The organism is Pseudofrankia inefficax, assembly GCF_000166135.1.
Taxonomy (GTDB): domain Bacteria; phylum Actinomycetota; class Actinomycetes; order Frankiales; family Frankiaceae; genus Pseudofrankia; species Pseudofrankia inefficax.
The window spans coordinates 3,140,796-3,153,782 of sequence record NC_014666.1; the positions used below are offsets into that span (position 1 = coordinate 3,140,796).

Below are 12,987 nucleotides of genomic sequence, written 5' to 3' on the forward strand. Positions count from 1 at the left end.
CGGGAGGCTGTCATGCCGGCGGCTCGAACCAGGTCTGCCGGCCGCCGGTCAGGACGATGTCCCAGCGGTAGCCGGTGGCCCACTCGTGACTGGTCAGGTCATGGTCGTAGGCGGCGACCAGCCGGTCACGGGCCCGCTGGTCGGCGATCGACTGGAAGATCGGGTCGAGCGCGTGCAGCGGGTCTCCCGGGAAGTACAGCTGCGTGACGAGGCGCTGGGTGAACGCCGTGCCGAACACCGAGAAGTGGACGTGGGCCGGCCGCCACGCGTTGCGGTGGTTGCGCCACGGATAGGGCCCTGGCTTGATCGTCTGGAACCGGTACCGGCCGTCGTCGTCGGTCAGGCACCGCCCGGCGCCGGTGAAGTTCGGGTCGAGCGGGGCCGGATGCTGGTCTCGCTGGTGGACGTACCGGCCCGCCGCGTTGGCCTGCCAGATCTCCACCAGCTGCCCGCGGACCGGCCGGCCCGCGCCGTCGACGACGCGACCGGCCAGGACGACGCGCTCCCCGATCGGCTCGCCGGGGTGACCGGCCGTCAGGTCGGCCTCCAGCGGGTCGACCTCGCCGGCCCCGAAGCAGGGCGCCGATCGTTCGATCGTCTCGGGGTCGACGTCGCGCGGCTCGCGGGTGGGGTGGCGTGCCGCGGTACTCCGGTAGGGCGGATAGTCCAGCCGTGGCCGGGCCTCCCCGGCGCCGGCCGGCCGGTAGCCGGCCGCGAGGGCCGCGATCTCGGAGCTGATCACGGACTGCGGCTCCAGCTCGGGCGCCGGAAGCTCGGGCGCCGGGCCGGTGGCGGGGCTCATGCTGGGCAGCGTAGGAGCGCCCGGGGTGACCGCGACCGCGGGTGCTTCCGCTCAGTGGAAGAATCCCGGGCATGGCGGGCAACACCGGAACCCCGGGCGCGACCGTCACGGGCCGGATCATGGCGATCCTCGGGGCCTTCGACGACCACCACGCCCGGCTCGCGCTGACGGACCTCGCGCGGCGCGCGGGGCTGCCCGTGCCCACGGCCCATCGGCTGGTGGGGGAGCTGGTCCGGCACGGCGCCCTGGCTCGGTCCGGCGACGGCTACGTCGTCGGCCGGCGGCTGTGGGAGCTCGGGCTGCTCGCGCCGATCGAGTCGACCCTGCGGGAGACGGCGGCGCCGTTCCTGCACGACATCCACGCCGCCACCCGGGCCACGGTCCACCTGGCGGTGCGCGACGGCCGGGAGGCGCTGTACCTGGAACGGATGGCGGGCCGGGCCTCGGTGCCGGTCGTCAGCTCGGTCGGCTCGACGTTGCCCCTGCACGCCACCGGCGTCGGGAAGGTGCTGCTCGCGCACGCGCCCGAGGACGTCCGGCGCGCCGTTCTGGCCTCGCTCGCGCGGGTGACCCCGTACACGATCACCCAGCCGGGCCGGCTGAACGAGCAGCTGGGACAGATCCGGCGGGTCGGGTACGCCACGACGGTCGAGGAGATGTCGCTGGGCGCCTGTTCGGTCGCCACACCCGTCCATCGCCGCGGCCAGGTGGTCGCCGCGATCGGCGTCGTCGTGCCCACGCTGCGCCGGGACCGTGGCCGGCTCGCCGCCGCGCTGCAGGTCGCCGCGCAGGGGATCTCGCGCCAGCTCGCCGCGCTGCCTCCGGCCTGAGCCGGGCTCCCTGCCGCCCGGGCGGCAGCGCCCCCTACCGGCCGGGCAGCAGCGCGCGCCACATCTCGCGCAGGCTCGCCTGGACCTGGTCCACCTCGGCCGCGGTGAGCGCGCCGGTCATCCGCCGTTCCAGGTCCGCGACCGGCTCCGCGAACCGCGTGAGCAGGCGCCGGCCCGCCGCGGTGAGCTGGACCAGCGACTCCCGGCGGTTGCGCGGGTTGGTCTCGCGCCGGATGAGGCCGCGTTCCTCCAGCGTGCGCAGCATGTCCGCCATCGACTGCGGGGTGACGAACGAGTCGCGGGCGAGCCGAGCCGCCGAGACCGCGCCGGAGCGTTCCAGCACGGTCAGCGCGGTGTACTGCGGCGTGGTCACGCCGGACGCGCGCAGCACGTCGTCCAGACCGGCCCGGACGGCCAGCTCCAGGCGTTTCACCGTGTACAGCAGCGACGGGGGCGGGTGGTCCACGCGACCCCTCAACCCTCGGCCGGACCAGCGGCATTGACAGGGGACCTGACGATACTCGACACTTTCGATCATCAGGTTTCCTGTTGATTGGACGAGGCCACGTGTTCGACCCCGCCGCCCTGCCGCCCTCACTGAGGCTCGACCGTGCCGGGCAGGTCGCCGTCCTGAGCCTGAGCCGGGCCAGGAAGCGCAACGCCCTGGACGACGCCACCGTCCTCGGGCTGGGCGCGTTCTTCGCCGCGCCGCCCGGCTGGGCCCGCGCCGTCGTGCTGGCGGCGGACGGTGACCACTTCTCGGCCGGCCTCGACCTCGGTGAGCTGCGCGAACGCGACGCGGTCGCGGGCCTGCACCACTCCCGGATGTGGCACCGGGCCTTCGGGCAGATCGAGTCCTGCCCGGTGCCGGTGATCAGCGTGCTGAAGGGGGCGGTCGTCGGCGGCGGGCTGGAGCTCGCCTGCGCGACCCACCTGCGCGTCGCCGAGCGGTCGGCGTTCTTCGCGCTGCCCGAGGGGGAACGCGGCCTGTTCACCGGAGGTGGGGCGTCGGTGCGGGTCCCGCGCCTGATCGGCGTCGCCCGGATGACCGACCTCATGCTCACCGGGCGGGTGCTCGCCGCCGCCGAGGCCGAACGGTACGGCCTGGCCCAGTACCTGGTCGACGACGGGGCCGGCCTCGACACCGCGCTCGGCCTCGCGGCCCGGACGGCCGAGAACTCGCCCGTGACGACCTACGCGGTGCTGCACGCGCTGCCGCGGATCGCCCAGGCCGACCCCGAGGCCGGGCTGCTGCTGGAGTCGCTCATGGCGGCCGTCGCGCAGGACAGCGGCGAGGCCAAGCGCCGGATGCGCGCCTTCCTCGACGGCGCGGCCCCGAAGGTGGCCGACCCGCGGGAGGCAGGCCGATGACGGCGACAGCCGGTGGCCCTGAGCTGCTCTACCACCCAGGAGCGAAGGTCACCGACGGGGCCAGGGTCCAGGACTACCTCGGCTGGCTGGCGCGGGAGCGCGGCGTCTCGTTAGCCGGCTGGGCCGAGCTGCGAGCCTGGTCGGTCGAGTGCCTGGAGGACTTCTGGGAGTCGATCTGGCACTACTTCGGGGTCAGGGCACACGCCGGCTACGACCGGGTCCTCGCCGAGCGCGCGATGCCGGGCGCCCGGTGGTTCACCGGCGCCACCCTCAACTACGCCGAGCACTGCTTCGGCACGGCGGACCAGGCCGAGAGCCTGGCCGTGCTCGGCTACTCGCAGACGCGCCCACCGGTCGAGCTGACGTTCGCGGCGCTGCGCGAGCAGGTCCGCCGGGCCCGGGCCGGCCTGCGCCGGCTCGGCGTCGGGCCCGGCGACCGGGTCGTCGCCTACCTGCCGAACTGCCCGGAGACGCTGGTCGCCTTCCTCGCCGCCGCGAGCCTCGGCGCCGTCTGGGCCAGCTGCGCCCCCGAGTTCGGGGCGCCCAGCGTGGTTGACCGGTTCGCCCAGGTCGAGCCGAAGGTGCTGCTCGCCGTCGCCGGCTACACCTACGGCGACAAGGTCGTCGACCGGCGGGCCGAGGTCGCGGCGCTGCGGGCCGCGCTGCCGTCCGTCGAGCAGGTCGTCCATGTCCCGTACGGTCCGTTCGAGCTGGACGGCGCCGTCGCCTGGGCGTCGCTGCTCGCCCCGACCGACGAGCCGCTGGCGTTCGAGCCGGTGGCCTTCGACCACCCGCTCTACGTGCTGTTCTCCTCCGGCACGACCGGCCTGCCGAAGGCCATCGTCCACGGCCACGGCGGCATCCTGGTCGAGCACCTGAAATGCCTCGGCCTGCACTGGGACCTGCGGCCGGGCGACCGCCTGCTGTGGTTCACCACGACCGCCTGGATGATGTGGAACATCGGCGTCTCCAGCCTGGCCGTCGGCGCGTCGCTGGTGATGGTCGACGGCAACCCGCTGTATCCCGACCTGCGGGAGCAGTGGCGCCTGGTCGAGCGGACCGGCGCCACGCTCATGGGGGCGAGCCCCGGCTATCTCATGGCCTGCCGGCGCGAAGGCCTGCGGCCGGCCGCCGAGTTCGACCTGTCCCGGCTGCGCCAGCTCGGCGTCGCCGGCAGCCCGTTCCCGGCCGAGGGGTTCCGCTGGGTCCACGAGCAGCTGGGCGACCGGGTGCTGCTCAACGTCGGCAGCGGCGGCACCGACGTCTGTACCGGCCTGGTCCAGGCCGCGCCGCCGCAGCCGGTCTGGGCGGGCGAGATGTCCGGCGCGAGCCTGGGCGTGGCCGCGGCCGCGTTCGACCGGGACGGCCGCGTCGTCGTCGGGGAGCTCGGCGAGCTGGTCATCCTCGCGCCGATGCCCTCGATGCCGGTCGGGTTCTGGGGCGACGACGGGCGTCGGTACAGCGAGGCCTACTTCGCCGCGTTCCCGGGGGTCTTCCGGTTCGGCGACTGGATCCGGTTCTCCGCGGCCGGCACCTGCCTGATCACCGGCCGTTCGGACGCGACCCTCAACCGCGGCGGCGTGCGGCTGGGCACCGGAGAGTTCTACCGGGCGCTGCAGGACGTGGCCGAGGTGGGTGACAGCGTCGTGGTCCACCTGGAGGACGACGAGGGCGGGCCGGGGGAGCTCCTGCTGTTCGTCGTGCCGAGCGCGGGTCACCGGGTGGACGACGACCTGCGCGCCCGGCTGCGGGAGCGGATCCGTTCGACGCTGTCCCCGCGCCACGTTCCCGACGAGATCGTCGAGGTCGCCGCCGTGCCCTACAACCGCACCGGCAAGAAGCTGGAGATCCCGGTCAAGAGGATTCTGCTCGGCGCGTCCGTGGCCGCGGTCGCCTCGGCGGGGTCGCTGCTGGACCCGGCGTCCCTCGACGCGTTCGCCCGGTTCGCCGAGGCTCGTGGCGCCGACGACCGTCGGCCGAGGCTTTAATTCAGGTAGACAATTGTGCGGTTGATGGGTTCTTGGGAAGTCAGCGGACGCCGCGCGTGCCTCGCCGGGAAATCCGCCGCCGGCGCGGGCCCGAATCGACCGGGTCCGCGGGAGGGCCCAGGTCGTCCACCTCGTCGGGAACCGTCGAAATGACCAGCGGCGGCCCGTCGTCGGGGTGGCCCGGCCAGGAAAGGGCGCTGGTCGCGGTCGGCCGGGGCTGGTCGAAGGCGACCTGACCGTCCCGGTACAGAAGAACCATATCCACCATCACGGCGAAAAGGCCGCGCCCAAGCTCGAAGGCCAGGTCGCTCACCGTTCGCCGGCCGTTCACCCGCATCAGGATGCGCGCCCGGCCCTCATCGAGGGGCGGCGCCGCCGCGGTCGCGCGCGGATGGGCGCGCGCATGTACGCCCAGCTCGCGCCACCCGGCCGCGACTCCCAGCCGGCGCCGGGTCTCGCGAACCGCGCGGCCGACGTCCATCCCCGGATTGAGCGGAATGAGCGGGTCGGTGACGTCCGGGTCCGGGACGCAGGCGAAAACATCCTCCAGCGCCAGGGCGAACAGCGCGTCCAGCGCGGCCGTCTGGGTGACCACCTGTGCCGACGCGTCGCCGAGCAGGCCGCGCCCGACCAGCGCGCCCCGCAGCCCACCAGGCGGTATGGCCTCGGCGAGGGCGCCGGCCCAGTCCTGGCGCGCTATCCGCCCCGACCGCAGCAGGAGCGCCTCGACCCCCGGGGTGACCGGCGTCTCGGCGGCGACGAGCAGGCCCGAACTCAGGATGACCGTTCCCCCGACCCTCGCGCCTTCGGCCCGCAGCGTGCCGGAGAAACGTTCCTCGCCGAGTCTGGACAATACGTCGAGAAGAACATAACCATCCGCCGCGGTGCCAGCGCCCATCGCGTTCCACCCCCTCGTCCGTGACAGCGAACAAAGGGAAGGATATGGTGCGTTGCGGTCGAGTACTACCAGTCCCGTCGATCGTCCGGCAAATCACGTGGTAGATCGGTCGGGACAAAAGTCAACCCAGATAAAATGCCAAATTGTCCATTGGATCGGGGAAGGTTGTATGGACATCGAGACCGCGTTGAAGGAAGCGATGGCACTCGACGGAGCGCTCGGGGTCGCGCTCGTCGACTACGAGAGCGGAATGATGCTGGGCTCCGCCGGCGGTGGCCGGGCGCTCAACCTTGAGGTCGCGGCGGCGGGCAACACCGACGTGGTCCGCGCCAAGGCGAGGACGCTGGAGGCCCTCGGTATCCGCGAGGGGATCGAGGACATCCTCATCACCGTGGACCGGCAGTACCACATCATCCGCCTGCTCACCCGCGGCGGCAGCCGGCTGTTCCTCTACCTCGCGCTGGACCGGGCCCGGGCCAACCTCGCCCTGGCCCGCCACGGCCTGCGGAACATCGAACGCGAACTGAGCATGTGACGTCCCGGTGGCCGGCCAGGCCTCCGGTGTCCTTCCAGGTGCCTCGGGCGAACGACGCCGCCTGCTCGACCGCTGACCGGCGGTCGGCCAGGCGCGCCGGCTCCTGACCTACCCGAAGTCACTGACCTACCCGAAGGCGCTGACCTACCCGAAGGCGCTCACGTCGACGTGGCGTAGCCGGCCGGGGTCCGCGAACACGTCGATCTCCACGATCCGCCCGGCCCGGACCGTGAAGCCCAGTACCGCGACGACCGCCGCGCCCGGCGGCAGCACGACGATGCCGGGCCGGCCGTTGACCAGGGCCGCGCGCCCGTACGGGGACATCGGCGCGAACGTCGACGTCCGCTCGGCCACCGCCCGGGCGCCCCGGACCTCGCCGGACGCGCGGGGACCGGCGTCCGCGCGCAGCACGACGTCGGGGTCGAGCACCGCGAGCAGGCCCGCCAGGTCACCGTCGCGGGCCGCGGCCTGGAAGGCCTCGACCAGGCGGCGCTGCTGGGCCGGGTCGCCGCTCCCGTCCGGCTCCACTCCGCGCAGCCGGCGGCGGGCCCGGCTGGCCAGCTGGGTCGCCGCGGCCGTGGACCGTCCGACGACCGGGGCGATCTCGTCGAACGGCACCCCGAACAGGTCGTGCAGGACGAAGGCGAGCCGTTCGGCCGGGCTCAGCGTCTCCAGGACGACGAGCAGCGCGACGCCGACGGCGTCGGCGAGCAGGGCCTCCTGCTCCGGGTCGGCGCCGCCCACCGGAGCGACCACCGGCTCGGGCAGGTGGACCCCGGCCGGCTCCTCCCGGCGGGCCCGGCGCGCGCGCAGCTGGTCCAGACAGATCCGGGCGATGACGGTCGTCAGCCACCCCGGCAGGTTCACGACGTCCGCCCGGTCGGCGCGGCTCAGGCGCAGCCAGGTGTCCTGGACGGCGTCGTCGGCCTCGCTGAACGAGCCCAGCAGCCGGTAGGCGACCGCCCGCAGCCGCGGCCGCTGTGCCTCGAACACCTCGGTGAGCGTCTCGGTCATGGTGTGCCTCCCTGTTCCGTCATACCGAGTGACGAGCGGCGACTGGCCGACCTGACCGAACCGGGCCGGCCTGACGGCAAGGAGCACCCCCGATGAAGCTCACGATCTTCGCGGCGACCGGCGGCATCGGCCGGCTGCTGGTGGCACAGGCCCTGGACGCGGGCCACGAGGTGACCGCCGTGGCGCGGCGGCCGGAGGCGGTGGCGCCGTCGCCCGGCCGGGTCGTGGCCGCGGACCTGGCGACGGCCGACCCGGCGGCGCTCGTGCCGGCCGTCGCCGGCGCGGACGCCGTCCTGTCCGCGCTCGGCGGGCGCAGCCGGCGTGACACGGACGTCGCCACTCGCGGCACGGACGCGGTCGTCACGGCGATGCGGACCGCCGGCGTCCACCGGATCGTCGTGGTCAGCGCCGCCCCGATCGGCACGGTCGCCTCGCCCGCGCGGCCACACCCGCCGCGGCGCGACCCCGGTGACGGCCCACTCATGCGCTACGTGCTGGGCCCGGCGGTCAGGGCCGCGCTCGGCGGCCACTACGCGGACCTGGCCCGGATGGAGGACCTGCTGCGCGCGAGCACCCTCGACTGGACGATCGTGCGGCCACCGAGGCTCACCGACGGCCCGCTGACCGCCGCCTACCGCACGGCCTACGGCCGCAACCTGCGCCGTGGCGCCTCGGTCTCCCGGCCGGACGTGGCGCACTACATGCTGCGCTGCCTCGACGATCCGACCAGCGAGCGCCAGACCGTCGGGATCGCGCGGTAGGCCGGCTACCTGGCCGGCATCAGCAGCAGCACGGCGGCTCCGAGCCCGCAGAGCAGATAGCACTGGCCGACGAGCCCGGTGCTGCAGGAGCGCAGGGTCAGGCGGAGCTGGTCGCGGCGGGACGCGAAGCAGGCCGGGCGGGAGGCCCGCCGGCCGCCGAACACGAGCGGAACGCGCGCGCCGACCGGCACCGGCCTCAGCAGCGGAAGCCGGGTCCGGTGGGTCTGGCCGTCGTCCGTGACATAGCTGACGACCGCCCAGCACGGTGCGGCCACCGTCTGGACCAACCGCGAGGTGTGCACGCCCTCGACGACACCGACGCCCCGGACGCCCCGGTGCTGGCGACCGGCCCTGGACCACAGGTCGAGACCGGGCAGCAGCGCGAACAACGCGACGGCCGCCCACCAGACCGTCGCCGGGACGCCCTCGTGGTCGGTCAGCGCGGCCGCCGTCGCCATGAGGAGCACCGGCACGACGACGAGGATGACGAACACGCAGACCAGGCGCCGGTCCGCCCCCTGCCACCGGTCCGGCGCGTCGGCCGCGCGGACCGGGCGCCACCTGGCCCGGGAGTCCCTCGGGTCGTCGCTGGCGACGATGTCGGCGCCGGTCGAGGCCGCGTCCCCCCGCGGTGCCTGGTCCACCGTCGCCGCCTCCTCGGACCCTGGGCGCCGGGACGGCCGCCCGCGGCAGGGCCGCCCACTCTCCCAGGCGAATCAGCCGGCGGGCAACCGCTTGCCGGGCCTTCGCGCCTGGACCAGCTGAACGACATTGCCTTCCGGGTCGACGCAGTCACAGTGCAGCGCGTCGCGGAACTCCCAGGCCGTGGCGGCGGGGCTCACCTGGCCGCCGAGGGCGCCGGCGACCGGCCGGAGCGCCTCGATGTCGGCGACCTCGAAGGCGAGCTTGACCGGCGTGTTCGAGCGCCGGTCCGGCGGCGTGGCGGTGGGCACCGCGTCGCCCGACCGGACGAGGGTGAGCAGCCAGGCGTCGGATTCCAACCCGCGGTAACCGTCCGCGCCGTCGGCGGGGGTGAGCCCGAAGCAGCCTTCGTAAAAGGCGCGCATGCGTTCCAGGTCCCCGACGTAGATGACCGCTGCCGCCCGCATGAGCGAACCTTACCGGTCACGCCTGCGCTACCGTCGCCACGACGCAACGCCCTGCCAGAACGCGGATTCTTCTTGAGGGGCGCGCAGAGAGGGACCGACATGGCCGGCCTTCAGACCTTCCAACTCCCCGACTCGGTGGACGGCACCCCGCTCGACCTCCAGTTGGCCCAGGAACTGGTCCGCGCGTGGCGGACCGACGGAATCCTCCAGGTGGCGACCGACCCGGCGCAGAGCCGCAGGACACACGCGGCCCTGGAGTCGAGCAGGCGCTTCTTCAGCCAGCCCGCCGCGGTCAAGGCCAGCTGTATCAGCGATCTGACCTTCAGCGGATACATAGCCTCGGGAGAAGAGCGCACGGCGGGCGAGCCGGACTACTCCGAGATCTTCACCGTCTGCCCAGACGTACCGTTGGACGACCCCAGGGTCCGGGCGCAATGGCCCTGCCATGGCCCGGTTCCCTGGCCCGATGACGAGTACGAGCGCGCCATGACGGCCTTCATGGCGGGGCTGGGCGTCATCGGCGAGAAACTGCTGAGACTGGCGGCGCTGGGACTGGGCCTCGACCTCGACACATTGACGAGCCTGACGCGGGATGGCTGGCACCACCTGCGGGTGCTTCGCTTTCCGGCCCGGTCCGCGCGGACGAGCCGGGGAATCGGAGCTCACACCGACTACGGGCTCCTCGTGATCGCCGCGCAGGACGACGTCGGTGGCCTCTACATCCGCCCGCCGGTCGACGGCGAGCGGCGCACCAGGAACTGGCTGCCGACCGAAAGCATGGCCGGCAGGTACGAGGACGACGAGCCCTGGACGTTCGTGGAGCCGGTGCCCGGCGTCGTGACGGTCTTTCCCGGCGACATGCTCCAGCTCATCACCGACGGATTGCTGCTCTCCACCCCGCACAAGGTGCGGCTCAACACCCGCGCGCGATATGCCCTCGCGTACTTCCACGAGCCGCGCTTCCAGGCCCGTATCCGGTCGGTTTCCGGGGAAAATGACGGCGATTCCCTGCATTACGGAAGCCATTTCACCAGAATGTTCATGCGCTCCTACCCCGAGCGCGTCACGACCCGGCGGATCCTCGCCGAGGACCGGTTGTCGCGCCTCGTCCGGTAGGCACCACGTCGCGGAGCGGGACGACGTCGGCGCCTTCCGGGCTGCCTGGCGCGACACGCCGGGCCACGTAGGCGCGCCGTAGGGCACCAGCTTGCTGCCTATTGACAGATTTCGGGATGGTGGACCATCATGCGGGACCTTCAGGTTTCCTGCTGATCGGAGCCTGGTGCAGGCAACCATCCGTGTCCGCCGAGCGACCACCGAACAAACCTTTCGCCAGCCGGCCGGCATCGACCCAGCCGGTCCGCGCGGCGTTCCCGACGAGCCAGACACCGGCGCGCACCACAAAAGTCAGTCTCGTATTCAGCCGACGCCAACGGCAAAGGTGGAGAACATGTCGCACATTGGGAGACCGAACCGTCGACGGGCTGGAACCCGGCCATTCCGGTCCGCCACCGCCCGCCAGTTACCCACCCGCCCGGTCGGGTTACGCCTGGCCGGCGTCGCGGTCGTCGCCGCGAGCCTGGCCTTCGTCTCGGCCTGCGGCGGCTCCGGCGGCACGGGCGCGGCCCCCGCGCCGGCGAGCGGTTCCGCCGGCCAGGCCGACATCCTCGGACCGGTGGCCAAGGCCACGGGCGCGCCCATCACGATCGGCGTGATCACGGACGGCGCCAGCCCGGTCGCCGATCACACCAACGACAACAAGGTCGCCCAGGCCACCGCCAAGTGGCTCAACGACCGCAGGTCCGGCCTCGGCGGCCGGCCGCTCGACATCACGATCTGCGAGACCCTGGGCGACCCGGCCAAGGCGACCGACTGCGGCAACCAGATGGTCGAGAAGGGCGTCGCCGCCGTCGTCATCGGTACCTCCAGCGTCGTCGACAGCGCCTGGAAGCCCCTGAACGACGCCAAGATCCCCGTCATGATCTACGGGTCCGGTGACCCGAGCCTGCTGTCGAGCCCGACGACCTTCAGCCTCGGCAACCCGACCTTCCCGATCATCGACCTGCCGATCCAGGTCGCGAAGGACAAGGGCAACAAGAAGGTCGCCGCCATCGTGATCGACGTCCCGGCGGCCCTGCACTCCGCCCAGGACGTCGCGCCGCCGCTGTTCAAGAAGGCCGGCATCGGCTACGAGCTCGTCCGGGTGGCCCCGGGCACCGCCGACATGACGCCCCAGATGCAGAAGATCGCCTCGGACGGCTCCGACCAGGTCTTCATCATCGGCAACGACTCGTTCTGCATCAGCGCCATGAACGGCCTGAAGCAGGTGGGCTTCACCGGCACCATCAGCGCCATCTCCCAGTGCATCACCGACGCCACCCGCAAGGCGGTCTCCGCCAGCACCCTCAAGGGCATCGTCGTGAGCGCCACGGTGCCGATCGGCCCGGCCAGCCCGTCGATGGACCTGTTCACCAAGGTCGCCGAGACCTACGGCAGCGGCATCGACCTCAGCTACCAGGACGGCATGATCATGTTCTCGCTGGTGGCCGGCCTCCAGGCGGCGACCCAGGGCATCTCGGGTGACATCACCCCGGCGACCATCACCTCGACCATCAAGGCGATGAAGGAGACGGCGCTGCCCGGCGCGGCCGGGCTGAAGTTCCGCTGCAACGGCAAGGCCATCCCCGACCAGCCCGCCGTCTGCGTGCTCGGTGGCCTGACGACGACCCTGGACGACAAGGGCCAGCCCACCGCGTACAAGGTCCTCGGCAACACCCCGATCCCGGCCTGACCCCCGCCGGTGGGCCGAAGGGAAGGCGGACAGCCCGCCCTTCGGCCCACCCCGGCCCCGCCTTGATCGCTTTTTGGCCCTCTGGTGGCTGTGAACCAGGCCCGGCAACAACCACTGGAGGGCCGAAACGCCGATCATGGCGGCACCGGGCTACCTTGCCGGTGGCGGCCCCGGCTACTCAGTGCAGGAGATGATGTCCTCGAGCTCGTCGTCCGTCGGCGCGGCGGGCACGGCGGCCCCGGTCCGGTCGGACTCGCGCACCATGAACCCGTCCAGGATCGCCTCGACGTAGCGTCGCCAGAGGTCCGGCTGGGTGCGCGCGATGTGGCTGCTCAGGCCACCGGTGAGCATGAAGATCATCGGCAGGTCGGTGAGGGTGAAGTCGGCGCGCAGGCGGCCGGTGGACCGGGCCCGCTCGACGATCCGGGTGAGGACCGGCAGCAGCCGTTCCTTCGCGAGATCCCGGTGGCCCTCGGCGACCGAGAGCATGGCCTGCCACATGGCCCGGTCGGAGAACTGGTGCTCACAGGTGCGCAGCACCGCCGTGCGCAGTGCCTCGACGGGGTCGCCGATCTGCTCGGCGGCGAGCAGGATGTCGCGCGCGGCCTCGAACCGCTGCTCGATCAGCGCGCCCAGCAGCGCGTTCCGGTCGGCGAAGTGGCGGTAGACGGTGCCGACTCCCACGCCGGCCGCCTCGGCCAGCTCGTGGAAGGTGACGTCCAGGCCCCGGACGGCGATGAGCCGGTCGGCGGTGGCCAGGAGCAGCGCGCGGTTGCGGGCGACGTCCTTGCGCACGCGCGGGGCGGCGGTGCTGGACACCGCGGCTGTGGCGGGCATGGCTTCGGTTCCTCCGCGGCTCGTCGACGGTGGCGCGTCGGCCCGGCCCGG

Annotated in this window: 14 protein-coding genes; 7 read left to right on the plus strand and 7 right to left on the minus strand. The window is 73.0% G+C overall.

The features are described from left to right. Positions 1-10: 10 nt before the first annotated feature. Complete coding sequence (gene pcaH / locus FRAEUI1C_RS12775; protein WP_013423716.1) at positions 11-802, minus strand: protocatechuate 3,4-dioxygenase subunit beta; 792 nt, start codon at positions 800-802, stop codon at positions 11-13. 71 nt (positions 803-873) lie between these two features. Here pcaH and FRAEUI1C_RS12780 point away from each other — a divergent pair, with 71 nt between their 5' ends. After that, positions 874-1,632 (plus strand): IclR family transcriptional regulator, encoded by a 759-nt coding sequence (locus tag FRAEUI1C_RS12780; RefSeq protein ID WP_013423717.1) that lies wholly within the window; start codon positions 874-876, stop codon positions 1,630-1,632. 34 nt (positions 1,633-1,666) lie between these two features. Here FRAEUI1C_RS12780 and FRAEUI1C_RS12785 read toward each other — a convergent pair whose 3' ends face one another. Continuing rightward, complete coding sequence (locus FRAEUI1C_RS12785; protein ID WP_232425404.1) at positions 1,667-2,098, minus strand: MarR family winged helix-turn-helix transcriptional regulator; 432 nt, start codon at positions 2,096-2,098, stop codon at positions 1,667-1,669. Between the two features lie 101 nt (positions 2,099-2,199). Between FRAEUI1C_RS12785 and FRAEUI1C_RS12790 the strand changes: the two genes are divergently transcribed. Then, positions 2,200-3,003 carry a crotonase/enoyl-CoA hydratase family protein gene (locus tag FRAEUI1C_RS12790; protein WP_013423719.1) on the plus strand — a complete coding sequence of 268 codons (804 nt, stop codon included), beginning with the start codon at positions 2,200-2,202 and terminating at the stop codon, positions 3,001-3,003. Next, on the plus strand, positions 3,000-4,991 hold the full coding sequence (locus FRAEUI1C_RS12795) for an acetoacetate--CoA ligase (RefSeq protein ID WP_013423720.1): 1,992 nt from the start codon (positions 3,000-3,002) through the stop codon (positions 4,989-4,991). The genes FRAEUI1C_RS12790 and FRAEUI1C_RS12795 overlap by 4 nt, the downstream gene beginning before the upstream one ends. A gap of 40 nt (positions 4,992-5,031) precedes the next feature. Here the strand turns inward: FRAEUI1C_RS12795 and FRAEUI1C_RS12800 are convergent, their stop codons facing one another. Beyond that, positions 5,032-5,889, minus strand: a complete 858-nt coding sequence (locus FRAEUI1C_RS12800) for a hypothetical protein (protein WP_013423721.1) — start codon at positions 5,887-5,889, stop codon at positions 5,032-5,034. Between the two features lie 169 nt (positions 5,890-6,058). Here FRAEUI1C_RS12800 and FRAEUI1C_RS12805 point away from each other — a divergent pair, with 169 nt between their 5' ends. Continuing rightward, a complete protein-coding gene (locus tag FRAEUI1C_RS12805) occupies positions 6,059-6,424 on the plus strand; it encodes a hypothetical protein (RefSeq protein WP_013423722.1) in 366 nt (121 codons plus the stop codon). A gap of 144 nt (positions 6,425-6,568) precedes the next feature. Here the strand turns inward: FRAEUI1C_RS12805 and FRAEUI1C_RS12810 are convergent, their stop codons facing one another. After that, complete coding sequence (locus FRAEUI1C_RS12810; RefSeq protein WP_013423723.1) at positions 6,569-7,438, minus strand: sigma-70 family RNA polymerase sigma factor; 870 nt, start codon at positions 7,436-7,438, stop codon at positions 6,569-6,571. A 92-nt stretch (positions 7,439-7,530) separates the two neighbouring features. Between FRAEUI1C_RS12810 and FRAEUI1C_RS12815 the strand changes: the two genes are divergently transcribed. Next, on the plus strand, positions 7,531-8,199 hold the full coding sequence (locus FRAEUI1C_RS12815) for an NAD(P)-dependent oxidoreductase (protein WP_013423724.1): 669 nt from the start codon (positions 7,531-7,533) through the stop codon (positions 8,197-8,199). Positions 8,200-8,204: 5 nt separating this feature from the next. Here the strand turns inward: FRAEUI1C_RS12815 and FRAEUI1C_RS12820 are convergent, their stop codons facing one another. Further along, positions 8,205-8,843, minus strand: a complete 639-nt coding sequence (locus FRAEUI1C_RS12820; RefSeq protein ID WP_013423725.1) for a hypothetical protein — start codon at positions 8,841-8,843, stop codon at positions 8,205-8,207. 72 nt (positions 8,844-8,915) lie between these two features. Then, positions 8,916-9,308 carry a VOC family protein gene (locus FRAEUI1C_RS36205; RefSeq protein ID WP_013423726.1) on the minus strand — a complete coding sequence of 131 codons (393 nt, stop codon included), beginning with the start codon at positions 9,306-9,308 and terminating at the stop codon, positions 8,916-8,918. 99 nt (positions 9,309-9,407) lie between these two features. Between FRAEUI1C_RS36205 and FRAEUI1C_RS12830 the strand changes: the two genes are divergently transcribed. After that, positions 9,408-10,424, plus strand: a complete 1,017-nt coding sequence (locus tag FRAEUI1C_RS12830; RefSeq protein ID WP_013423727.1) for a 2-oxoglutarate and iron-dependent oxygenase domain-containing protein — start codon at positions 9,408-9,410, stop codon at positions 10,422-10,424. 334 nt (positions 10,425-10,758) lie between these two features. Next, positions 10,759-12,099: an ABC transporter substrate-binding protein gene (locus FRAEUI1C_RS12835; RefSeq protein ID WP_013423728.1), complete on the plus strand. Its 1,341-nt coding sequence runs from the start codon at positions 10,759-10,761 to the stop codon at positions 12,097-12,099. Positions 12,100-12,273: 174 nt separating this feature from the next. On the opposite strand, the gene FRAEUI1C_RS12840 is transcribed toward FRAEUI1C_RS12835, so the two are convergent. Continuing rightward, positions 12,274-12,936 (minus strand): TetR/AcrR family transcriptional regulator, encoded by a 663-nt coding sequence (locus FRAEUI1C_RS12840; protein WP_013423729.1) that lies wholly within the window; start codon positions 12,934-12,936, stop codon positions 12,274-12,276. Positions 12,937-12,987: the final 51 nt, after the last annotated feature.

Excerpts from the sequence above, each read along its gene's own strand:
- pcaH (WP_013423716.1), bottom strand. The coding sequence starts at position 802 with ATGAGCCCCGCCACCGGCCCGGCGCCCGAGCTTCCGGCGCCCGAGCTG.
- FRAEUI1C_RS12815 (WP_013423724.1), top strand. The coding sequence starts at position 7,531 with ATGAAGCTCACGATCTTCGCGGCGACCGGCGGCATCGGCCGGCTGCTG.
- FRAEUI1C_RS12805 (WP_013423722.1), top strand. The coding sequence starts at position 6,059 with ATGGACATCGAGACCGCGTTGAAGGAAGCGATGGCACTCGACGGAGCG.
- FRAEUI1C_RS12830 (WP_013423727.1), top strand. The coding sequence starts at position 9,408 with ATGGCCGGCCTTCAGACCTTCCAACTCCCCGACTCGGTGGACGGCACC.
- FRAEUI1C_RS36205 (WP_013423726.1), bottom strand. The coding sequence starts at position 9,308 with ATGCGGGCGGCAGCGGTCATCTACGTCGGGGACCTGGAACGCATGCGC.
- FRAEUI1C_RS12795 (WP_013423720.1), top strand. The coding sequence starts at position 3,000 with ATGACGGCGACAGCCGGTGGCCCTGAGCTGCTCTACCACCCAGGAGCG.
- FRAEUI1C_RS12800 (WP_013423721.1), bottom strand. The coding sequence starts at position 5,889 with ATGGGCGCTGGCACCGCGGCGGATGGTTATGTTCTTCTCGACGTATTG.
- FRAEUI1C_RS12840 (WP_013423729.1), bottom strand. The coding sequence starts at position 12,936 with ATGCCCGCCACAGCCGCGGTGTCCAGCACCGCCGCCCCGCGCGTGCGC.
- FRAEUI1C_RS12780 (WP_013423717.1), top strand. The coding sequence starts at position 874 with ATGGCGGGCAACACCGGAACCCCGGGCGCGACCGTCACGGGCCGGATC.
- FRAEUI1C_RS12835 (WP_013423728.1), top strand. The coding sequence starts at position 10,759 with ATGTCGCACATTGGGAGACCGAACCGTCGACGGGCTGGAACCCGGCCA.
- FRAEUI1C_RS12810 (WP_013423723.1), bottom strand. The coding sequence starts at position 7,438 with ATGACCGAGACGCTCACCGAGGTGTTCGAGGCACAGCGGCCGCGGCTG.